The organism is Polaromonas sp. (genome assembly GCF_012927455.1).
Classification (GTDB): domain Bacteria; phylum Pseudomonadota; class Gammaproteobacteria; order Burkholderiales; family Burkholderiaceae_C; genus Polaromonas.
The window spans coordinates 432,033-452,192 of record NZ_JABBPE010000016.1 but is presented as its reverse complement, the minus strand read 5'-3'; the positions used below and the strand labels follow the sequence as shown (position 1 = coordinate 452,192).

Here is a 20,160-nt window from a genome sequence, read left to right as displayed (position 1 = left end):
ATTGCCGAATATAGCGTGCGAAAAGGCAGATAAGGCTGTGCGGATTGTCGCATTTGTGAGCGGTTGAAACGCGCTGTTGGCGATGCCGCGCGGCTGGCTGGCGTCTGAAGAGCTGGGCTTTTATTCGCGCCAGCGCGTCAGCCATTGAAGCCATGCGGCTTGCGCCCATATAGAAAGCTCGCTGAAAAGCCATTAACCAAAGAGTAACTAAAGATTAGCCGGAGATTGGATGAAGCTATTACCGCTATGGCTTGTAACCGCGCTGCTTCATGGTTACATTGCCGCACGAACGATTTCGGGGTTGCAAGCGTCTGCGGGAGGCCAGTGGCTGTTGCTGGGCGCGCTGGCGCTGTCGGCGCTGCTGATACCGCCGGCCCTGTTCGGGCTGCGGCGGGACCCGACGGCGCGGGCGCGCCAGCTGATGCATGGCGTGCGCTGGGCCGGCTTGCTGTTTTTGGGGCTGTTTTCAAGCCTGTTGGTGTTGACGCTGGCGCGCGATGCGCTGCTGGTGGTGCTGTGGCTGGTTAATGGATTGGTGCCGGGTTGGCTGCTGCTGGCGCCATGGCGTACGGTGTCGGCGCAGGCCGTGCTGCTGCTGGGCCTGGCCGTCACGCTGCTGGGCTTTTGGAACGCCAGGCGCACGGCGGTGGTGCGGCGCGTCGATGTGCCTATCAAAGGCCTGCCGGCGGCCTGGCACGGCTTTACCGTGGCACAGATCAGCGACGTGCATGTCGGGCCAACCATAGGGCGCGGCTACCTGCAGCGCATTGTCAGCAGGGTCAATGCGCTGCAGGCCGACCTGGTGGCCATCACCGGCGATCTCGTGGACGGCCGGGTCAGCGAGTTGGCCGCGCAGGTTGCGCCGCTGGCCGGGCTGAGCTCGCGCCATGGCACATTTTTTGTCACCGGCAACCACGAGTACTACTCGGGTGCGCACGCCTGGATTGACGAGTTGCGCCGCCTCGGGCTGACGGTGCTGATAAACCAGCATGTGGTGCTGAGTTCGCCCAGCGTGCCGGGCCAGGTCAGCGCGCAGCTGGTGCTGGCGGGCGTGACAGACTACAGCGCCGGGCATTTTGACGCGGCGCACGCCAGCGACCCGGCCGCCGCCTTGCTGGGCGCGCCGCTTGATGCCGTGCGCCTGCTGCTGGCGCACCAGCCGCGCAGTGCTGTCGCCGCAGCCGAGGCCGGCTTTGACCTGCAGTTGTCGGGCCACACCCACGGCGGGCAGTTTTACCCCTGGAATTTGTTGGTGCGGATGCAGCAGCCGTTCACGGCGGGACTGCACAAGCTGCAGGACCTGTGGGTTTACACCAGCCGCGGCACCGGCTACTGGGGCCCGCCCAAGCGCTTTGGCGCGCCGTCGGAGATTACGTTGTTGCGGTTGGTGCTGGTTTGAGGTGACGAATCAGCGCTGAATCGATTTGCTTTTGGTCTGCTGCGCTGCACGCTAATGCCATGTTTGAAGTTCTGGCCTGTTTTCTTCCCATGTTTGTATAGCAGATGGCTGTAGCCTAATAAACATGGACGTAATCAGCTATTTATTTGATAGCACTTATTTCTTCTTAAAGTCCGCCTGCGGGGGCGGCTCACGGCCAGCCTTACCCAAAAGAGCCAAAAAAACCGATCAAATATGGCTCTAGCCCAATAACTACGAGCGCAAGCAGCTATCTATTTTATAGCATGCTGACCGGTTAAAGCAGCGAACTGCGCTCTGCCGCTAGCCGCAGGCCGCTTAGCGCGGCCGTCTGCGGATCAGCGGCCAGCGTCAGCGCGCTGACCACAGCCACGCCATCGACGCCGCAGGCCAGCACGCCGGGCATCAGCGCCAGCGAGATGCCGCCTATTGCCACCACCGGACAGGGCGCGGCCAGCGCGGCCCAGTGCTTCAGCTGCGCCAGCCCGACCGGCGCGTAGGGCATGACTTTGAGCGTGGTCGGGTAAATCGGGCCGATGGCCAGATAAGACGGCTGCAGCGCCAAGGCGCGCGCCATCTCTGCGGGCGTGTGGCTGCTCAGGCCAAGACGAATGCCGGCCTGGCGCAGGGCGGTAAGGTCGGCGCTGTCCAGGTCTTGCTGGCCCAGATGCACGCCGTAAGCGCCGGCCGCCAGCGCCAGCTGCCAGTGGTCGTTGATGAACACCTGCGCGCCCGGCACCGCCCGGCCGGCGGCGACGGCTGCGCGCACTTCCCGTTCGATGGCGTCGGGCTGGTGGTCAAGCGCCTTGATGCGCAGCTGGACCGTGCGCACGCCCCAGTCCAGCAGGCGTTGCACCCAGGCGGCGTCGGGAACGACGGGGTAAAAACCGGTTGGGCCGGCCAAGGGCGGGAAAGGCAAGAAGGGCGGGAGAGGGGTGGCGTTCATGGCGGGTTTTTCAGGAGTAAATCTCGTTACCGCCCTTGCGGAATTCTTCGGCTTTTTCCTCGAAAGCCGTTTCCACCTCGACCGTGACCGGCCTGATCGCAATCACGCCCGGGCTGGTGGCCAGTGTCGTCGTGGCGGGGTTGAGCCGCGCAAACTCGCGCACTTCCTGCGAAATTTTCATCGAGCAGAACTTCGGCCCGCACATCGAGCAGAAATGCGCCACCTTGGCGTTCTCTTTCGGCAGCGTTTCGTCGTGGTACTTCATCGCCGTGTCGGGATCAATCGCCAGGCGGAACTGGTCTTCCCAGCGGAACTCGAAACGCGCTTTGGAGACCGCGTTGTCCCACATCTGAGCGCCCGGATAGCCCTTGGCCAGGTCGCCGGCGTGCGCCGCAATTTTGTAGGCAATCAAGCCCTGCTTGACATCATCGCGGTTGGGCAGGCCGAGGTGTTCCTTGGGCGTGACGTAACACAGCATGGCCGTGCCATACCAGCCGATATTGGCCGCGCCCATGGCCGACGAAATGTGGTCGTAGCCGGGCGAGATGTCGGTGATCAAGGGGCCCAGCGTGTAGAACGGCGCTTCAAAACAGGCCTCTAGCTGCTTCTCGACGTTTTCCTTGACCAGCTGGAGCGGCACATGGCCGGGGCCTTCAATCATGACCTGCACGTCGTGCTTCCAGGCGATCTGCGTGAGTTCGCCCAGCGTGTGCAGTTCGGCAAACTGCGCTTCGTCGTTGGCGTCGGCAATCGACCCAGGCCGCAGGCCGTCGCCGAGCGAGAAGCACACGTCGTAAGCCTTCATGATCTCGCAGATGTCCTCGAAATGCTCGTACAGAAAGCTTTCCTTGTGGTGCGACAGGCACCACTTGGCCATGATGGAGCCGCCGCGCGAGACGATGCCGGTCAGGCGGTTGGCCGTCAGCGGCACATAGGCCAGGCGCACGCCGGCGTGGATGGTGAAGTAGTCCACGCCCTGCTCGGCCTGCTCGATCAGCGTGTCGCGAAAGATTTCCCAGGTCAGGTCTTCGGCCTTGCCGTTGACTTTTTCCAGCGCCTGGTAAATCGGCACCGTGCCAATCGGCACCGGCGAATTGCGCAGTATCCATTCGCGCGTTTCGTGGATGTTTTCGCCGGTGGACAAATCCATCACGGTGTCGGCGCCCCAGCGAATCGACCAGACCAGCTTGTCGACTTCTTCTTCAATGCTCGAGGTGACCGCCGAGTTGCCGATGTTGGCGTTGACCTTGATCAGGAAGTTGCGGCCAATGATCATCGGCTCGCTCTCGGGGTGGTTGATGTTGTTGGGAATCACCGCACGGCCGCGTGCCACTTCATCGCGCACGAATTCGGCGCTGATGTCCTTTGGAATTGATGCGCCAAACGAATGGCCCAGCTTGGGCATGCGCTCGCTCGCCAGGCGCTCGGCCAGTTGGGCGCGCACCAGGTTTTCGCGGATGGCGATGTATTGCATCTCGGGGGTGATGATGCCTTTGCGCGCATAGTGCATTTGCGAGACATTGGCACCGGCCTTGGCGCGGCGCGGCCGCGGTGAATCGGCCATGCGCAGCGCAGCAAGCGCGGCGTCGTTCAGGCGCTGGCGGCCATAGGCGCTGCTGATGCCGGCAAGCAGTTCGGTGTCAGCGCGCTGCTTGATCCAGGCGGCGCGCATAGGCGTCAGGCCGCGTGTAATGTCGATGGGCGCAGCCGGGTCGGTGTAAACGCCCGACGGGTCATACAGGCGCAGCGGCGGATTGGCTTCGCGGCGCGGCTCGCCGGCGCCTTCCTGAACCATCGTATCGGTCAGCGTGACCTCGCGAAACGGCACGCGAATGTCGGCGCCATAACCGTAGTCTGTGCCGGCTAAATAAATCTTGCGCGAGCCGGGAAAAGGCGTGCGCGTGATGCGGCTAGTGAGGTCGGCGGTGTCAACAGAAAGAGCGGTTTTGGCCAAGGCGGTCTCCAGTGAGGGGGTGGGTGCCTGCCTGGGGAGCCGGAGATGTCGCGCCTGACGGAACTGCAAGTGCCAAGTTCCATGAGGGATACCGGAGCCGAAGTGCCTTGTTCCCTACGCGGGCATGATCCCGATCAGGTTCAGCGGGTCTCGCAATTTTGCGATCTCAGCCCCGGATGAAACATCCTGGGCACCCCGACAAGCTGAGGCGATTGTAGGCACAAGGCAGAGTTCCGGTCCATGGCAGGACTTGGCTTTTGGGTAACGCAATGTTCACCAAACTTTACAAACCCTCATCACCGGGAAATGGCGCCTACACACGCGCGCCGGACACTTGCTTTCAACCTGTTGCCGCATGACCTATCGACACGGTTTCAGGCGTGTATTACCAACACCTTCAGTATTTCCCGAAAGGAAGTTTTTATGACATTTGCTCTCAAACCGCTGGCTTCGCTGAACGGTCTCCTTCTTGCCGGTTTGCTGGCCACAGCCGGCTTTGGCGCCATGGCTGAGGGCCCCGTTATCGCCCCGGCCACCGGCCCCGCCGCCATGGGCGCGCCGGGCGAGATGCAGCGGGGTCACATGATGGGCATGGGTCGTCATGACCCGGCCAAGATGCAGGCGATGATGGCCAGGCACCAGACCGAACTGAAGGCCAAGCTCAAGCTGACACCGGCCCAGGAAGGCGCCTGGACCGCCTTCACCGCCGCCATGCAGCCGCCTGACCACATGGCGCGCCCAACGTCTGAACAGCGTGCCGAGTACGACAAGCTGAGCACACCCGAGCGCATCGACAAAATGCGCGCCCTGCGCACCCAGCGCACGGCCGACATCAGCACGGCCCTGGACAAGCGCGGCGAAGCTACCAAGACGTTTTACGCTGCCTTGAGCCCGGAGCAGCAAAAGACCTTTGACGCCAGGCACAGGGAGCTTCGCCAGGGGCGCAACCATGGTCCTAACGGCGCTGGCATGCAGCCCAAAGGCTGAAGCTGAGCTGGCAGCGGTCTGCGGGTTTCGTGCCCGGCCGCCCAGGCATCAAGGAGAGAAGGCCTGCACCGGTTGCGCTGTTTCAGCGCAACCGGTGCAGGCCTTTTTATGTTTGTACTTTGCCAATGAATGCTATTGTTTTAATAGCTAAATACGCCCGCTCTTGTTGGGCTAGCGGCACATTTCATCACTATTTGATGACACGCCAGACGCTTTCCCAAGCTGCTGTAGGACTGAATCCAAACTGCACCCGGCTAGCTTGTCGCATCACTAGACTGGCCGCATGACTGAAGTACGCAAAGGCCAGGCGCCGGCCGTTTTGTCGCGCAAGCTGTTTCATGAACGCTTCATGAAATCCTTTCTTGACCCCGCCTACAGGCTCGAAGACGAAGCGATTTCGCGCGTCGAGGCAGTCGCCTGGGATGCCTACCAGCAAGGCCGCAAGTCGCCGCTAACGCGTAAGGCCGGCCCCGGCTACGCTGACCCGGACTACGACCTGTCGGTCGAATGGCTGGAGACCAAGGAGCGGATTGAAAAGGCCGCAGCGTTGTGGAAGGACCCCAGCACCGCCTCGCGCGTGCTGCTGATTTGCGGCTCGGCGCGCAATGATGGCAGCTGCCCAGGCGAGATCTCCAAAACCTTTCGCATGCTGCAGTGGGCGCAAGAAGTGTTGCAGCAGGAGAAACTCGAAACCGATGTGCTGGACCTCAGCCTGCTGACGTCGAGCTACAACCTGCACATTCATCCCTGCAAAGGGTGCGTGTCTACCGCCATGCCGCTGTGCCACTGGCCGTGCAGCTGCTACCCCAACCATGCGCTGGCGCAGACCAGTGACTGGATGGCCGAGATCTATGAACGCTGGACTGCGGCGCACGCTGTCATCATCCTGACGCCGGTCTACTGGTACCAGTCGCCTAGTCCGCTCAAACTGATGATTGACCGTCTGGTCTGCTCCGACGGCGGCAACCCCGACCCCACAAGCACCCATGGCAAGAAGCCGGAAGAAGCGAAGGCGCTGGAAATGAAAGGTTGGGACTACCCCAAGCACATGGCCGGCCGGGCCTACGGCCTTGTGGTGCATGGCGATGTCGCGGGCATAGAGGGCTCGCGCCGCAGCCTGTCGGACTGGCTGGACTGGATGGGCCTGATTGATGCGGGCACCCAGGCGCGGCTGGATCGCTTCGTCGGTTATTACGAGCCCTACGCCACCAGCCACGAAACGTTGGACGCAGATAAAGCGGTGCAGGCTGAAGTGCGCAATGTGGCCAGCGCGGTGGCCAATGCCGTGACAGCCTTGCGGGCCGGAACGCTGTCCGAGTGCGACAAGGGCTTGCCGCGGCCACGCCCTAAATAGCGCAGCAGCGCAGGGCCCTTCGGCTTTTTCGACCTGCTCAATGCTTGAGTGAGGTTTCCTCAAGAGCAGACGGTTTGAGATCCAGTGATGCTCAAAGGCGGGGTTGTCAGTCGCCCAGGGGAGACCGACAACCCTAGCTTGCTGCAGCTGCTATCGTGTTGAACCTGCGCCCGAGGTTCCCTTGCCGCCGCCGTCGCCAATATTGGTGTCGGCGGGACTGCTGGAACTGCCGGAGCTGCCGTTCTGATCAGAACCGCGTGTGGCTTTTTCTTTTGCTTTTTTGTTGGTTCGCATATCAGGGGTGGTAGCGTTGCCCGCCTTCGGGGAAGGCGCGACCATGTTGTCCTTCGGCTTTTTGCTGCCAGGAGGAAGCGCATCTTGCTGCGCGCTCATGCCACCGCCGGAACGCGACATGCCGCTGCTGCCCATATCGGGCGAGCCAGACTGACCGGCGCTGGGAGACGGATTGACACTTTTGTCGGTCGGCTTGGTGCTGCCCGGCGGGGGGGTGCCCGATGGGCTGGCACCGGAACCGGTAGCAGCCGTAGAGCCGGTGGAGGGACCCGAAGGCATCGCACCCGATTGCGTCCCGCCTGCACCAGATGTGCCGGGCATGCCGGCACCCGCTGCATCGTTACCGGACGGGCCTGAATAGGCGCTGCCGCTAGGGTTTGAAGGGGCGCCGGTCTGTGCTTGCGCGGCACTGCCGAACGCTAGCGCCGCTGCTACCGCAGCGGCCAGAGGAAGCGCCTTCAGGGATGATTTGTCGATCATAAAATTTTCCTTTCAGCCTTGGGAGACTAGTTGAACAATGCTCGCCGCCTGGAAAATAGTTGGCTAAAGCTAAAACCAATTTATAGAGTTAGGTGCGTTCAACTTATCGGAGAGCCCCGCCGCCCCCTGTAGGACTTCGCCTTTGCTGGCACTGCTTTAAGGCCGGGTGTCCAGCCGACTGCAAGTGCGGCAACGCGTCGATCGTTCTTCCACCCTTGGAGCCCGTGGAGACCCTTGCACTTTGCTGCGCGAGGGCTCCGGTGCAAGGCATCAGCAGATTCCTGCGCACAAATAAAAGCCGGATGGCAGGCGCAAAGCCCGCCATCCGGCAGTTCAGGTCGCGCCAGTGATTAAGGCTTGATCACCGGCCCCGTGTCTTGCACATTGCCCTTGCCGCCGGTCGCCTTCTGGATTTTTTTGTCGGCCCGCGCGGCGCCTCGCTCAACTGCACCACGCGCGCGTTTGGCAGCGCGGCCGGTGGCGCTTGTGGCACGGCCTGCAGCATTTTCCATCTTGCTGCCCATCGACGAAGTGCCCGTGTTCGCGGAGTCACCGCTCATGGCCTTGGCGCGTGTTGCATCGTCAATGTTGCGATTGGGACTGGACTGGACACCGGCGTCCTGCGCTCGCAGAGCAGGGGAAAACAGAACGGCCGACAGGGTCAGGGCGACAGCTGCGGGAAGAGAAAACCTGTGATGAATCGACATAAAACACTCCTTCATTGAACGGCTTAAGAGTATGCACCGCGCGGTCCTGTCATTTGCCGCGAAAGCCACCGAAATCAGCGCGTGTTACCCATGCTTACCGGTCGGAACAGAGCCTGCGCGTTTTCTACCCTGCGAAACGAAGCTGGAGCGAATATTGACTATCCGCAGCCTGCTCGCTTCGTTGAGTTACTTCGCAGGGCTTGGGGCCATGCCTCCCATGTCACCCGATGGGGAAGGACTGCCCATGCCCATGCCCATGCCCATGCCCATGCCCATGCCACCGCTCGGGGCCGCCTGGCCACCCATTCCCATGCTGCTGCTCTTGTTCATGCGCGCATCGCGGGCGGCTTTTTTCTCGGCCATTGCGCCGGCGCTCTCATCGGCCGTCATGCCCTTGCCTGCGGTCGGAGAAGGGCTAACGTTGTCCTTGCTATTGCTAGTTCCCGGGGTGGCAGTGGCATTCGGGTTGGCCGGCGTCAAATCGGCGCTCTGAGTGGTGCTGGCAGTCCCGCTCGTGGGATTGCGGCCCGCGGTCGGCTCAGGGCTGGCTTTGTCTTTGCCTTTGGTGGTGCCGGGGGGCAACATCGTACTGGCGCCCATGCCGCTGCCCGAACTTGTGGCGCCGGCAGCATCCGGGCTGGCTTTCATACCGTTGCCGGCGCGCGGATCAGGGTTGACCGCGTCCTTGCCCTTGGTAGTGCCGCCAATGTCGGTAGGCGCATTGGTCATGCCAGCCGAGCCGGTTTGCGCCTGGGCTGCGGCGCCGAACAGCAGGGCGGCTGTAATGGCTGCCAGAGGAATGGCTTTCATCGAAGATTTTTTAAACGTGTTCATCTTTGGAATCCTTTGCTTGCCTTACTAGGGCCGGTTTTAAAAAAACGCCCGCCACTGATAAGGGCCAACGCTGAAAGTAATTTAACGGCCGCAATTGGACCGATTCATCAGAGAGGCGCCCCGTGGCCTGTAGGAAGATGCGCCGGTGATCTGTGGTGTTGCAATCCGCCAGCCAAGGAGAGACGCCAAGTCACCAGCACTGCGGGCTGCGGGCCGTCCGCCGTCGGCGGGCGTGCTCTACGAACGCTGTTTGCTCCGCGTTATTTGCCAGGGCTGTGACGCAAAGAAGTTGCTGTCCTACAGGGGTATGCTGGGCTCAAGATAACAATTGTTTTTCAGGCCGTTTTTCGCCCTTCCGTATCAGCCACTTCATGTTTATGCCCTCCTCCTCTTCCGCTCCCTCTTCTCCTCATTCCTCACGCCGCGCGCCCGGTAATTCGTCCGTTGTTGTTCCCGCTGCCCCGCCAGATATTTCGGATGCGGACCCGGCCGTCGACATGGCCGCCGTGCAGGCTGACACCGAAACCGCGCTGGCCGCAGTCAGCGCAGAGTCGTCGTTTTCCTTCAAGGTGCTGACGGTCAATATTCACAAAGGCTTTACGTTTTTTAACCGCAAGTTCATCCTCCCGGAATTGCGCGAAGCGGTGCGCAGCGTGGGCGCCGATGTGGTGTTTCTGCAAGAGGTCACCGGCAGCCACATCAAGCACGCCGACAAGTTCGACAACTACCCCGAGGCGCCACACTACGAGTTTCTGGCAGACACCATCTGGCCGCAGTTTGCCTATGGCCGCAATGCGGTCTACACCAACGGCGACCATGGCAATGCGGTGCTGTCGAAGTTTCCCATCGTGCGCTTTGAAAACCGCGACGTCTCCATCAGCGGCCCCGAACGACGCGGCCTGTTGCATTGCGAGCTGAAGATTCCTGGCCGAAGTGTCAACGTGCATGCCATCTGCGTGCATTTGGGGTTGATTGAAACCCATCGTCTTCAGCAGATGCAGATGCTGTGCGATCTGGTGCGCAATGAGATCCCTCCCCACGCGCCCGTGGTGGTGGCGGGTGACTTCAACGACTGGCGCCACCGCGCGCACGCGGTGTTGGAGCAGGCTGAACTGCACGAGGTGTTCGTGCAGGCCAACGGGCAAGCCGCGCGCACCTTTCCGGCGCGCTTGCCGCTGTTGCGGCTGGACCGCATCTACGTGCGCAACGCCTTCGGTCACGCCCCGGTGGTGTTGCCAAGCAACCCCTGGTCGCACCTGTCAGACCATGCGCCGCTGGCTGCGGAGATCGAGCTGTGACCCCCACGCTTGCCGCTTCGCGTACTGCGCTGCCCCCCGGGGGGGCGCTGCGCCTGCGGCCCGGCGAAGCCGGTTCCGCGGCCCTTGTTTGCAAATTCGGGAGCGCCATAGCGTGGCGTTCATTGGCCCGCGCCTTGCCTTCGCCATTACATGCCTTGCCATGAACCATTGGGTGACCGGCAACACGTTTCGCCTGCTGGAAAACGGGGAGGAGTTTTTTCCGCGCGTTTTTGAATGCATTGCTGCGGCGCAGCGTGAGGTGGTGCTGGAAACCTTCATCCTGTTTGATGACAAGGTCGGCAAGGGGCTGCACGCGGCGCTGCTGCAGGCAGCGTTGCGCGGTGTACAGATTGACATGACGATTGACGGCTATGGCTCGCCCGATCTGTCGCCCGAATTCATCTTTGCGTTGACGCAGGCTGGCGTGCGGGTGCATGTGTTTGACCCCGGACCGCGCCTATGGGGCTGGCGCACCAATCTTTTTCGCCGCATGCACCGCAAGATCGTGGTGGTCGATGGGCAGCGCGCCTTTGTCGGCGGCATCAACTACTCGGCCGATCACCTGGCCGATTTCGGGCCGATGGCCAAGCAGGATTACGCGGTCGAGATTGAAGGCGCCATCGTCGCCGATATTCACGAGTTTGTGCACCGCGCGCTGGCAGCGGGCCAGCACAATGCCGCGACCAGTATTGCCGGACGGCTGCGCGAGCGCTTTACCGCCCAGGTGCAAACGCTGGCGCAGACCTGGCGGCGCGCCACGCCGGCGCCCGCAGGCGATGCCGCCGCTATGTTTGTGACGCGCGACAACCACCACCACACCAACGACATCGAGCACCATTACCGCGTCGCCATTCGCGCGGCGCGTAAGCGTGTCGTCATTGCCAACGCTTACTTCTTTCCGGGCTACCGCTTGCTTAAGGAAATGCGCCGGGCGGCGCGCCGCGGGGTGGACGTGCGCCTTATTTTGCAGGGCGAGCCCGACATGGCTATCGTCAAAACGGCGGCCAGCATGCTGTACCACTACCTGCTGGTCGGCGGGGTCAAAATCTTTGAATACTCTGCACGGCCGCTGCATGGCAAGGTGGCGCTATCCGATGATGAATGGTCTACCGTGGGTTCGAGCAATCTCGATCCGCTGAGCCTGTCGCTCAATCTGGAGGCCAATGTGATCATCAAGGACAGCGCCTTCAACCAACACCTGAGCGAACGGCTTGAATACCTGATGCAGCACAGCTGCCGGCAGATAGCCGCTGGCGACCTGGTTGAGTCGAGCCGCTGGCGCACCGTGCGCAGCTTCTTTCTGTTTCATCTGCTGCGCCGCTACCCGGCCTGGGCCGGCTGGCTGCCGGCGCATGTCCCGCGGCTGCGGCCGGCGTTGTCGCTGATGTCGGCGCTGCGCCCCGAAACCAGCACGGAATCCACCACCAGCGCGGGCCAAACCCCGGCCGGCGCTGATCGGGTCAGCCGGGCCGACCCCGCCTGAACGTTTGAGCGCTTGAATATGGCCAGCAGCCTGCCCCTCACGCGCGCCAAATCGGCGGCAAAAACGCCTAAAGAAGCGCCAGAGAAAGTGCCGCAAGAAGTGCCGCAAGAAGTGCCCAAACCTTCCCGCAAGCTCGCTGACAAAGCTTGGTGGCCATGGTTCAAGCGCGGCGCCACGGCGCTGTTTTTCATCGCAGTGGCGAGCTTGCTGGTGACGCAGGCCCGCACCATTGACTGGACCGAAGTGTTGGCCTCGCTGCAGCGCTATCCGCTGCGCACGCTGGCGGCCGCACTGGCCCTCGCCGTGGTGAGCTTCACGCTTTACAGCTGTTTTGACCTGCTTGGGCGCCGCTACACCGGCCACGCGCTGGGCACCGGCAGCGTGATGCTGGTCACCTTCATCAGCTACGCCTTCAACCTCAACCTTGGTTCGTTGGTGGGTGGCGTGGCTTTTCGCTACCGCCTGTATTCAAGGCTGGGGCTGCGCGCCGGCCTGACCACGCGCATCATGACACTGAGCATGCTGACCAACTGGACCGGCTACCTGCTACTGGGCGGGCTGGTGTTCAGCCTGCTGCCGCCGACGGGTCTGCCAGCCAGCTGGAAGATCGATTCGGCGCAACTGCGTTACGTCGGCTTGGCGTTGGTGGCCCTGGCCGGCGGCTATCTGGCGCTGTGTGCCTTCTCGCGCCAGCGCACGCTGCAATGGCGCGGCCATGCGATCGAGCTGCCTTCACCGCAAATGGCCAGCCTGCAGTTGCTGATGGGCGCGGGCAACTGGCTGGTGATGTCGGGCATCGTGTTTATCTTGTTGCAGCAGCGCATCGAGTTTTCAGCCGTGGTCGGCGTGCTGCTGCTGGCCGCCATCGCCGGTGTCATCACCCACATTCCCGCCGGTCTGGGCGTGCTGGAGGCGGTGTTTGTGGCACTGCTGTCGCACCAGATGCCGCGCCACGAACTGCTGGCCGCGCTGGTGGCCTACCGGGTGATCTATTACCTGCTACCACTGGCACTGGCGAGCGCGCTTTACTTTGTCATGGAAGCCAAAGCAAAAAAACTCGGCAAAACGGCGAAGCAGACGAACGCCTGATGGCGGGTTTGCGCATTGCTGACTTTTGGGATGCTGTTGTGGCCGCTTAGGCGCCGAAGCCGGCTTTGCGGCGATATTGTGGCAAACCATTCGTGCAAAAGACGTTAAAAAGCTGTATATTAAAACAGTTATTTTGGGTGCAAGTCAGTTTGCCAGATCGGCACCTTTGCCTACAGGGCAAAGCCTGCAGTCTGCAGCACCATAAGGTTAGCTTGAAAAAAGGAGCGCCGCATGAACAGAACCACCGTATCTGGCACCGACGACCTGTTTGCCAACGAGCTACTTTTAGCCTTGGCAGTTCCGGCCGTCCCGCTGTCCGTCACGCTGCAAGGCCCGGTCGATCTGGCGGGTTTTCGCCAAGCCGCTCGGCGCCTGCTGGCTCAGCAAATCGCGCCCGGCCAAGTGCGCTGGCATTGCAGCGGTGCCGCGCTGCCGGCAACTCCATCGAGACCCAGCGCTCACGATGCCGCAGCTGACGCCCCATCGGTTAGCGTGCCGCCGGAATTTCTGGGTCTTTGCCAAAGCGTCATCCAGCACCGCGACCCCGGACGTTTTGATTTGCTTTACCGGTTGCTTTGGCGGCTGGCGCATGAGCCCGCGCTGCGCCACGACCTGCTGGATGCCGACATGGCGCAAGCCCAGGGCATGGCGCAGGCGGTGCGGCTGGACCAGCAGGCGATGAAAGCCCTGCTGCGCTTTCGCAGTGTGCGGGACGACAGCTTCAAGACCCATCCAGAGGGCGGTCCGCTGCATCTAGCCTGGTTTGAGCCGACACATCACATTGTCGACGCGCTCGCGCCGTTTTTCGCCCAGCGTTTTGCGCAAATGCGCTGGGCCATTCTGACGCCCGGGCGCAGTCTGGCCTGGGACTATGCAAGGCCCCCCGCCAGGCATTTCGCGGTGTCGCGCGCGCTGGCCGACGAGCCGGCGGACGGCGCCCGGGGCGCGCTGCGCTTTGGCCCGGGTGTCGGTTCACCGGACGCGCCGCCAGCCGACGCCAGTGAACAGCGCTGGCTCAGCATTTACCGGCAGACTTTCAAGCCGGCGCGGCGGCGTAGCAAGCTGCTCAAGGAAAAGCTGGCACGCGACTGGCAGAAGCTGGCGCGGTTGCCCTGCGTCATCAGCGCGGCCGCCGAGCGCTGACCGGCTACCGTATTGCGCTTGGCCGGGCGCACACAATGCAGTTTTCTTGCGCAGCACCGGTGCGTCTTCAACTGCCGATTTTGTTTATAAAAATGGCCTTTAGCCCAATTAATACGGGCGCAACGTGCTATGTATTTAATAGCTTGCTTGGCTTGGCTAAAGCCCTTGAAGGGGTTACCCGACGGCTGAAATCATCAAGTTATTCATGCTACGCCGGCCCCGGCGCGCTGTTAGGCCCTCAGCCGCGCAGCCGCTCGATCAGCCCGTTGAGCTCGTCCATCGAGGCAAACTGGATTGCCAACTCGCCCACGTCTTCGCGCTTGCCGTTGCGCTTAACCTGCTTTTTGATGCGCACTTCGACCTCGGCCATCAAGAGGTCGGCCAGCTCTTCTTCGACGCGGCGGGTGTCGCGCGATTTTTCCTTGGCGTTCTTTTGCGGCTTCAGTGAAAACTCGGCGCTGAGCTTTTTGACCAGGCTTTCGGTCTCGCGCACCGACATTTTCTTGGCAGCAATCTGATTGGCCGCAGTGATCTGCGTCGCCCGGTCGAGTGCCAGCAAGGCCCGTGCGTGACCCATGTCGAGGTCGCCCGCCATCAGCATGGTTTGCACCGGGTCGGCCAGATTGAGCAGGCGCAGCAGGTTCGAGGCGGCACTGCGCGAGCGCCCGACGGCTTGCGCTGCCGTTTCGTGAGTGAGCCCAAACTCCTTGACCAGGCGTTGCAAACCCTGGGCTTCTTCCAGCGGGTTAAGGTTTTCGCGCTGGATGTTTTCAATCAGCGACATGGCCGCGGCGGACTCGTCGGGCACGTCGCGCACCAGCACCGGCACGCTGTCCAACCCGGCCAGGCCGGCCGCACGGTAACGTCGCTCGCCGGCGATGATCTCGTATTTGCCGTCGTTCGGGCCGGCGCTCAGGCGCCGCACCAGAATCGGTTGCATGATCCCCTGCACCTTGATCGACTCGGCCAACTCGTAAAGCGCGCCCTCGTCCATGCGGGTGCGCGGCTGGTATTTGCCTGGAACCATGTCGCTGAGCCGCAGCGACGCCGGCAGGCCGGGGCTGGTGGCGCTGCTGTTGGCGTTGTCGGCGTCCGTTGATTCGCTGACCTTGGGACCGAGCAACGCTTCCAGTCCGCGGCCCAGGCCTTTGGGTTTTTTCGTGACCATGTGGTGTCTTTCGTTAATTCAGTGGGGCGGCGCTGCGGATGTTGCGGGCGCCAGGCGCATCAGCCGCAGTAATTGTTCGTGGGCCAGCGGCCAGTCCCCCAGAGCGCTTTCGGCATTGAGGTGTCCTTTGGGGCCGGCATCAATCAGATCAGCGCCCCAGGCGGCGGCAAACTGCTGGGCTCGCTCGGGCGCGCAGAACGGGTCGTCGCTGCTGGCAAACAGCAGGGTTTTAAACGGCAGCGGCTGCAGGGGAATGGGCGCCCAACTGAACAGCATAGGGCGCAGATCGTCGCGCTCCACATCGGGCGGCGCCACCAGCAGCGCGCCCCTGACGCGCTGCGTATTGCTGGAGTGCGCGGCCCAGGCTGCCACATTCAGGCAGCCCAAGCTGTGCGCCACCAGCACTGCCGGCTCGTCGCAGGCCAGCAGCACCTCTTCGAGTCGGGCTATCCAGTCGCCACGCAGCGGCCGCAACCAGTCGTGTTGCTCCACGCGCGTGTAGCCGTGCGCCCGCTCCCAACGGCTTTGCCAATGGCCCGGGCCACTGTTTTGCCAGCCGGGAAGCATCAGGACGTTGCCGGGTTTCATGCGCTCAATCTAAACGGCAAGGCGACAATGCTACTTTTTTGATAGCTACTTGCGCCCGTGCTATATGGGCTGGAGGCCTTTTTGATGGGTAAATAGGGCACTTCACATGCCCTTGATACGTTCGACCATTTCCTCGGCAAACGCCACAAAGGCCTGTGCGCCCTTGGAGGCCGGGTCAAACACCACACCGGGCAGGCCGTAGCTGGGCGCTTCGGCCAGGCGCACATTGCGCGGGATCACGGTGTTGAACACCTTGTCGCCGAAATGCTGCTTAAGCTGCTCGCTCACCTGCTGCTGCAGCGTGATGCGCGGGTCAAACATCACACGCAGCAGGCCGATAATTTTCAGGTCTTTATTCAGGTTGGCGTGCACCTGCTTGATGGTGTTGACCAGATCGGTCAGCCCTTCTAAGGCAAAGTATTCGCACTGCATCGGCACCACCACGCCATGCGCGCAGCACAGGCCATTGAGCGTCAGCAAGGACAAGGACGGCGGGCAATCGATCAGCACAAAGTCATAGGCGCTGTCGACTTCGGCCAGCGCCAGCTTGAGGCGTTTTTCGCGCCGCTCGACCTCAACCAGTTCGACCTCGGCGCCGGCCAACTCGCGGTTGGCACCCAGTATGTCGTAGCTGCAGCCGCCGTCAATCAGCTTCTGGCTGGTCACGCGCGCCTCGGCAATCGTTGCCGACTCCAGCAGCACGTCATAGACCGTGAGCGCTAACTGGCGCTTGTCCACGCCCGATCCCATGGTGGCATTGCCCTGCGGGTCCAGGTCAATCATCAGCACGCGCTGGCCCACCTTGGCCAGGCCAGCCGCAAGATTTACCGTTGTGGTGGTCTTGCCCACCCCGCCCTTTTGGTTGGCAATGCAGAATATTTTGGCCATGGGTTTTTAGTTGTTGTTTTATGAAGAGAACTGAAAACAGGAAAAATCAGCGGCTACTTCGACAGCGCCAACTTGATGCCGAAGCCGATCAAAAATAAGCCTGCGGCTTTTTGCAGCAGGCCCGAAATGTTCGGACTGGCCCGGATGCGCGCGGCCAGAAAGTAGGTCAGCAGCACCGCCACCAGGCCGTAAATGAAGGTCAGCACGGCAATGGTCGCGGCCATCACGCCAAAGGTTTTCAGCCCCTGGTGCTGGGCCGGGTCTACAAACAGGGGGAAAAAGGCCAAATAAAACACGATGGCCTTGGGGTTCAGCAGCGTGATCAGCAGGGTCTGGCGAAAGTAGTGACGCGGCTTTATCTGCAAAATCGGCGCGTCGCCGGGCTTGGTCAGCAGCATTTTCAGGCCCAGCCAAGCCAGATAGGCTGCACCGGCCCACTGCACGGCACGAAAGGCTGCCGGATAAGCCAGCATCACGGCAGACACCCCGGCCACCGCAGCCCACAGCAGGAGCTGGTCGCCGGCGATGACTCCGAAGGTCGCGCCCATGCCGCCAGCAATGCCGCCCTTGCCGGTGGAGGTGATCAGCGCCAGGTTGCCTGGGCCGGGAATCAGCAGAAAAATAATGATGGCGGCAATAAAAGCGCCATAGTCGGCAACGCCGACAAATGAGCCCAGCATGGAATTTTTCCCGAAACTTGAGGAGTGAAGGGCTTGAGTTTACGACAGGGGTGTCGCGTTCAAGCGGGATGGTTACGCCTTTCGGGGGCCAAACGCGGGAGATTCGCCAAAAAGCTGCGTTTGTGCTTAGCTGATCGCCTCAGTTGTCCATCAAATGGCCGGCCCGAGGGCGCAGCCAGAGAATGCAGCGCTCGGCGTCCAGCCCCGGTACACGCAGCTGTTCCACGTGAAACATCTCGACGCCCGCAGGCAACAACGCCAGCTCGTCCGCTGGATGCTTGCCCTTCATCGCCATCCAAACGCCCCGCTGCGCTAGCCCCGCGGCAGACCATTGCGTGAAATCGGCGAGCGAGGCAAACGCCCGCGAGCAGATCACGTCAAACGGCTGCGTGATGCTTTCCACCCGCGCATGCAGGCCGGTCAGGTTAACCAGTTTCAAGGCCAGCGCTGCCTGCTTGATGAACGCGGCCTTCTTGGCGACTGTATCAACGCAAGTCACAGAGATGGCTGGGCAGCAGATGGCGATCACCACGCCGGGCAGACCGGCGCCGGAGCCAACGTCAAGCAGGCAGACGCCCTGCTCCAGCCCAGCTTGCTGCAAATGCCGCCGCAAAGGCGCGATGGCCGCCAGGCTGTCGAGCAGGTGATGCGTCATCATTTCCGCCGGATCGCGCACGGCCGTCAGGTTGTAAACCCTGGTCCACTTCGCAATCAAGGCCTGGTAGTCCAACAACTGGCTGACTTGCTGCGCGCTCAGCGTCAGGCCGAGCGCATCCAGACCGGCGAGTAGCGCAGCTCGCAAATCCTGTTCCGCGTGCCCCATCAACTTTCGGCCCGTTCAGAAGGCTGAGTAGATACCAACGGAGTCGTGTTTTTCCAAAGATTCTTCTTGAGGTGCACCAGCAGCAGCGACACTGTCGCTGGTGTCACGCCGGAAATGCGCGAGGCCATGCCCAACGTTTCAGGCCTGTGCTTGCTCAAAGTCTGGCGTGCCTCGAAGCTCAGCGCTGACACCTGCAGGTAATCCAAATCAGTCGGGAGCTTGAGGTTTTCGTACTGGGCAGCGCGGTCTACCTCTATTTTTTGCAGGTCAATGTAGCCCGCGTATTTAGCGGAAATCTCGATTTGTTCAATCACGCTTTTGGCCAGATCGGCAGACAGGATGCCTTCGGCCGATGTTTCACGTGAAACCCCGGCCGTCCCCGTAGAAATATTGGGGTTGGCGTACTGCCCTTGATTCAGCGACATCAGTCCGGCGTAATTCACATCAGGGCGGCGCAGCAAATCGGCTAGGTTGTGTTCCCGCTCAATCGCTTTGCCCAGCACCCGCTCGGCTTCTGCCACGGGCAGATTGTTGGGGTTGACCCAGATACTGCGGAGCCGCTCTGTTTCACGTGAAACAGCATCACGCTTGCGGTTGAAGGCGTCCCAGCGCGCGTTGTCCACCAGCCCAAGCTCCCGGCCCTTCTCAGTCAGGCGCATGTCGGCATTGTCTTCGCGCAGCATCAGGCGGAACTCCGCGCGGCTGGTAAACATGCGGTAGGGCTCGGTCACGCCCTTGGTGATCAGGTCATCGACCAGCACGCCGAGGTAGGCCTCGTCGCGCCCGGGCAACCAGGCCTCTTTACCCCGGCACTGCAGCGCAGCGTTGATGCCGGCGAACATGCCCTGCGCCGCAGCCTCTTCGTAGCCTGTCGTGCCGTTGATCTGCCCGGCAAAGAACAGCCCGCCAATGGCCCGGGTTTCAAAGCTGCTTTTCAGCGCGCGCGGGTCGAAGTAGTCGTACTCAATCGCGTAGCCAGGCCGCAGGATATGGGCGTTCTCCATGCCCGCCATCGAGCGCACCAGCGCGTACTGAATGTCAAACGGCAGGCTGGTCGAGATGCCGTTGGGGTAAATCTCGTGCGTCGTCAAGCCTTCGGGCTCCAGGAAAATCTGGTGCGCCTCCTTGTCGGCAAAGCGGTTGATCTTGTCTTCCACGCTCGGACAATAGCGCGGACCGACGCCATCAATCTTGCCGGTAAACATCGGGCTGCGGTCAAAACCGGAGCGGATGATGTCGTGCGTACGCGCATTGGTGTGGGTGATCCAGCACGGCATCTGCCGCGGGTGCGTGATGCCGCTGCCCATGAAGCTAAACACCGGCACCGCGCCAGCCACGCCGCCCGGCATGCCGTCGCCGGGCTGCACGCTGCATTTGCTGAAGTCAATCGAGCGGCCATCAATGCGCGGCGGTGTGCCCGTTTTCAGCCGGCCTTGCGGCAGCTTGAGTTCTTTGAGGCGCGCGCTAAGGCTGATCGCCGGCGGGTCGCCGGCCCGCCCCGCCGCGTAGTTGTTCAGTCCCACATGGATCTTGCCGTCCAGAAAAGTCCCGGCAGTCAGTATCACGGTGCGCGAACGAAACTTGATACCAACCTGCGTGACGGCGCCCACGACGCGTTCGATCACCCCGTCGGACTCCACCATCAGGTCATCCACCGCCTGCTGGAACAGCCACAAATTGGGCTGGTTCTCCAGCATCCGGCGTATTGCCGCCTTGTACAGAATGCGGTCGGCCTGCGCCCGCGTGGCGCGCACGGCCGGGCCCTTGGAGCTGTTCAATATACGAAACTGGATACCGCCCTCGTCGGTGGCCAATGCCATCGCCCCGCCCATGGCGTCCACCTCTTTGACCAGATGGCCCTTGCCGATGCCCCCTATCGACGGATTGCAGCTCATCTGCCCCAGCGTCTCGATGTTGTGCGTCAGCAGCAGCGTTTTGCAGCCCATACGGGCGGCAGCGAGCGCCGCCTCGGTTCCGGCATGGCCGCCGCCGACCACAATCACGTCAAATTCTTCGGGATAAAACAT

At 62.0% G+C, this 20,160-nt stretch carries 18 protein-coding genes and 1 riboswitch; of the genes, 7 read left to right on the top strand and 11 right to left on the bottom strand.

The window, feature by feature from the left end; translation table 11 throughout:
* The first annotated feature begins 229 nt into the window (after window positions 1–229).
* Complete coding sequence (locus HHJ18_RS17185; RefSeq protein WP_296917090.1) at window positions 230–1,399, top strand: metallophosphoesterase; 1,170 nt, start codon at window positions 230–232, stop codon at window positions 1,397–1,399.
* Between the two features lie 295 nt (window positions 1,400–1,694).
* Here the strand turns inward: HHJ18_RS17185 and thiE are convergent, their stop codons facing one another.
* Window positions 1,695–2,363 carry a thiamine phosphate synthase gene (gene thiE, locus HHJ18_RS17180; RefSeq protein WP_296917088.1) on the bottom strand — a complete coding sequence of 223 codons (669 nt, stop codon included), beginning with the start codon at window positions 2,361–2,363 and terminating at the stop codon, window positions 1,695–1,697.
* Between the two features lie 10 nt (window positions 2,364–2,373).
* Window positions 2,374–4,269, bottom strand: coding sequence for a phosphomethylpyrimidine synthase ThiC (gene thiC / locus HHJ18_RS17175; protein WP_366558858.1), 1,896 nt, complete (start codon window positions 4,267–4,269; stop codon window positions 2,374–2,376).
* A gap of 142 nt (window positions 4,270–4,411) precedes the next feature.
* Window positions 4,412–4,525, bottom strand: a riboswitch (TPP riboswitch).
* A gap of 215 nt (window positions 4,526–4,740) precedes the next feature.
* Here thiC and HHJ18_RS17170 point away from each other — a divergent pair.
* Window positions 4,741–5,304 carry a Spy/CpxP family protein refolding chaperone gene (locus HHJ18_RS17170; RefSeq protein ID WP_296917084.1) on the top strand — a complete coding sequence of 188 codons (564 nt, stop codon included), beginning with the start codon at window positions 4,741–4,743 and terminating at the stop codon, window positions 5,302–5,304.
* Between the two features lie 283 nt (window positions 5,305–5,587).
* Window positions 5,588–6,658: an NAD(P)H-dependent oxidoreductase gene (locus tag HHJ18_RS17165; RefSeq protein ID WP_296917082.1), complete on the top strand. Its 1,071-nt coding sequence runs from the start codon at window positions 5,588–5,590 to the stop codon at window positions 6,656–6,658.
* A 150-nt stretch (window positions 6,659–6,808) separates the two neighbouring features.
* Here HHJ18_RS17165 and HHJ18_RS17160 read toward each other — a convergent pair whose 3' ends face one another.
* From HHJ18_RS17160 to HHJ18_RS17150, 3 genes are all read right to left on the bottom strand, one after another.
* Window positions 6,809–7,432: a hypothetical protein gene (locus tag HHJ18_RS17160; RefSeq protein ID WP_296917080.1), complete on the bottom strand. Its 624-nt coding sequence runs from the start codon at window positions 7,430–7,432 to the stop codon at window positions 6,809–6,811.
* Window positions 7,433–7,782: 350 nt separating this feature from the next.
* Window positions 7,783–8,139, bottom strand: coding sequence for a hypothetical protein (locus tag HHJ18_RS17155; protein WP_296917079.1), 357 nt, complete (start codon window positions 8,137–8,139; stop codon window positions 7,783–7,785).
* A gap of 186 nt (window positions 8,140–8,325) precedes the next feature.
* Window positions 8,326–8,973: a hypothetical protein gene (locus HHJ18_RS17150; protein WP_296917077.1), complete on the bottom strand. Its 648-nt coding sequence runs from the start codon at window positions 8,971–8,973 to the stop codon at window positions 8,326–8,328.
* A 497-nt stretch (window positions 8,974–9,470) separates the two neighbouring features.
* Between HHJ18_RS17150 and HHJ18_RS17145 the strand changes: the two genes are divergently transcribed.
* The 4 genes from HHJ18_RS17145 (at window position 9,471) to HHJ18_RS17130 (ending at window position 13,986) form a co-directional block, all read left to right on the top strand.
* Window positions 9,471–10,271, top strand: coding sequence for an endonuclease/exonuclease/phosphatase family protein (locus tag HHJ18_RS17145; protein ID WP_296917387.1), 801 nt, complete (start codon window positions 9,471–9,473; stop codon window positions 10,269–10,271).
* Between the two features lie 160 nt (window positions 10,272–10,431).
* The gene (gene clsB, locus HHJ18_RS17140; protein WP_296917076.1) at window positions 10,432–11,754 is read left to right on the top strand and encodes a cardiolipin synthase ClsB; all 1,323 of its coding nucleotides are present in this window, start codon (window positions 10,432–10,434) and stop codon (window positions 11,752–11,754) included.
* A gap of 18 nt (window positions 11,755–11,772) precedes the next feature.
* Window positions 11,773–12,843: a lysylphosphatidylglycerol synthase domain-containing protein gene (locus tag HHJ18_RS17135; RefSeq protein ID WP_296917074.1), complete on the top strand. Its 1,071-nt coding sequence runs from the start codon at window positions 11,773–11,775 to the stop codon at window positions 12,841–12,843.
* Window positions 12,844–13,074: 231 nt separating this feature from the next.
* Window positions 13,075–13,986: a TIGR03915 family putative DNA repair protein gene (locus HHJ18_RS17130; protein WP_296917072.1), complete on the top strand. Its 912-nt coding sequence runs from the start codon at window positions 13,075–13,077 to the stop codon at window positions 13,984–13,986.
* Between the two features lie 238 nt (window positions 13,987–14,224).
* On the opposite strand, the gene HHJ18_RS17125 is transcribed toward HHJ18_RS17130, so the two are convergent.
* From HHJ18_RS17125 to mnmG, 6 genes are all read right to left on the bottom strand, one after another.
* Entirely contained in the window at window positions 14,225–15,154 is a 930-nt protein-coding gene (locus tag HHJ18_RS17125) for a ParB/RepB/Spo0J family partition protein (protein ID WP_296917070.1), read from the bottom strand.
* Between the two features lie 18 nt (window positions 15,155–15,172).
* Window positions 15,173–15,742: an alpha/beta fold hydrolase gene (locus tag HHJ18_RS17120; protein WP_296917069.1), complete on the bottom strand. Its 570-nt coding sequence runs from the start codon at window positions 15,740–15,742 to the stop codon at window positions 15,173–15,175.
* A 102-nt stretch (window positions 15,743–15,844) separates the two neighbouring features.
* Window positions 15,845–16,630, bottom strand: a complete 786-nt coding sequence (locus HHJ18_RS17115; protein WP_296917067.1) for a ParA family protein — start codon at window positions 16,628–16,630, stop codon at window positions 15,845–15,847.
* A 53-nt stretch (window positions 16,631–16,683) separates the two neighbouring features.
* Window positions 16,684–17,310 (bottom strand): LysE family transporter, encoded by a 627-nt coding sequence (locus HHJ18_RS17110; protein ID WP_296917065.1) that lies wholly within the window; start codon window positions 17,308–17,310, stop codon window positions 16,684–16,686.
* Window positions 17,311–17,449: 139 nt separating this feature from the next.
* Entirely contained in the window at window positions 17,450–18,133 is a 684-nt protein-coding gene (rsmG, locus tag HHJ18_RS17105) for a 16S rRNA (guanine(527)-N(7))-methyltransferase RsmG (protein ID WP_296917063.1), read from the bottom strand.
* Entirely contained in the window at window positions 18,133–20,160 is a 2,028-nt protein-coding gene (gene mnmG, locus HHJ18_RS17100) for a tRNA uridine-5-carboxymethylaminomethyl(34) synthesis enzyme MnmG (protein ID WP_296917061.1), read from the bottom strand. Before mnmG ends, rsmG begins: the two co-directional genes overlap by 1 nt.

What these genes read in the sequence shown, in the direction of transcription:
- HHJ18_RS17185 (WP_296917090.1), top strand. Translation starts at nt 230, where the DNA reads ATGAAGCTATTACCGCTATGGCTTGTAACCGCGCTGCTTCATGGTTAC.
- thiE (WP_296917088.1), bottom strand. Translation starts at nt 2,363, where the DNA reads ATGAACGCCACCCCTCTCCCGCCCTTCTTGCCTTTCCCGCCCTTGGCC.
- HHJ18_RS17170 (WP_296917084.1), top strand. Translation starts at nt 4,741, where the DNA reads ATGACATTTGCTCTCAAACCGCTGGCTTCGCTGAACGGTCTCCTTCTT.
- HHJ18_RS17165 (WP_296917082.1), top strand. Translation starts at nt 5,588, where the DNA reads ATGACTGAAGTACGCAAAGGCCAGGCGCCGGCCGTTTTGTCGCGCAAG.
- HHJ18_RS17160 (WP_296917080.1), bottom strand. Translation starts at nt 7,432, where the DNA reads ATGATCGACAAATCATCCCTGAAGGCGCTTCCTCTGGCCGCTGCGGTA.
- HHJ18_RS17155 (WP_296917079.1), bottom strand. Translation starts at nt 8,139, where the DNA reads ATGTCGATTCATCACAGGTTTTCTCTTCCCGCAGCTGTCGCCCTGACC.
- HHJ18_RS17150 (WP_296917077.1), bottom strand. Translation starts at nt 8,973, where the DNA reads ATGAACACGTTTAAAAAATCTTCGATGAAAGCCATTCCTCTGGCAGCC.
- HHJ18_RS17145 (WP_296917387.1), top strand. Translation starts at nt 9,471, where the DNA reads ATGGCCGCCGTGCAGGCTGACACCGAAACCGCGCTGGCCGCAGTCAGC.
- clsB (WP_296917076.1), top strand. Translation starts at nt 10,432, where the DNA reads ATGAACCATTGGGTGACCGGCAACACGTTTCGCCTGCTGGAAAACGGG.
- HHJ18_RS17135 (WP_296917074.1), top strand. Translation starts at nt 11,773, where the DNA reads ATGGCCAGCAGCCTGCCCCTCACGCGCGCCAAATCGGCGGCAAAAACG.
- HHJ18_RS17130 (WP_296917072.1), top strand. Translation starts at nt 13,075, where the DNA reads ATGAACAGAACCACCGTATCTGGCACCGACGACCTGTTTGCCAACGAG.
- HHJ18_RS17125 (WP_296917070.1), bottom strand. Translation starts at nt 15,154, where the DNA reads ATGGTCACGAAAAAACCCAAAGGCCTGGGCCGCGGACTGGAAGCGTTG.
- HHJ18_RS17120 (WP_296917069.1), bottom strand. Translation starts at nt 15,742, where the DNA reads ATGAAACCCGGCAACGTCCTGATGCTTCCCGGCTGGCAAAACAGTGGC.
- HHJ18_RS17115 (WP_296917067.1), bottom strand. Translation starts at nt 16,630, where the DNA reads ATGGCCAAAATATTCTGCATTGCCAACCAAAAGGGCGGGGTGGGCAAG.
- HHJ18_RS17110 (WP_296917065.1), bottom strand. Translation starts at nt 17,310, where the DNA reads ATGCTGGGCTCATTTGTCGGCGTTGCCGACTATGGCGCTTTTATTGCC.
- rsmG (WP_296917063.1), bottom strand. Translation starts at nt 18,133, where the DNA reads ATGGGGCACGCGGAACAGGATTTGCGAGCTGCGCTACTCGCCGGTCTG.
- mnmG (WP_296917061.1), bottom strand. Translation starts at nt 20,160, where the DNA reads ATGTTTTATCCCGAAGAATTTGACGTGATTGTGGTCGGCGGCGGCCAT.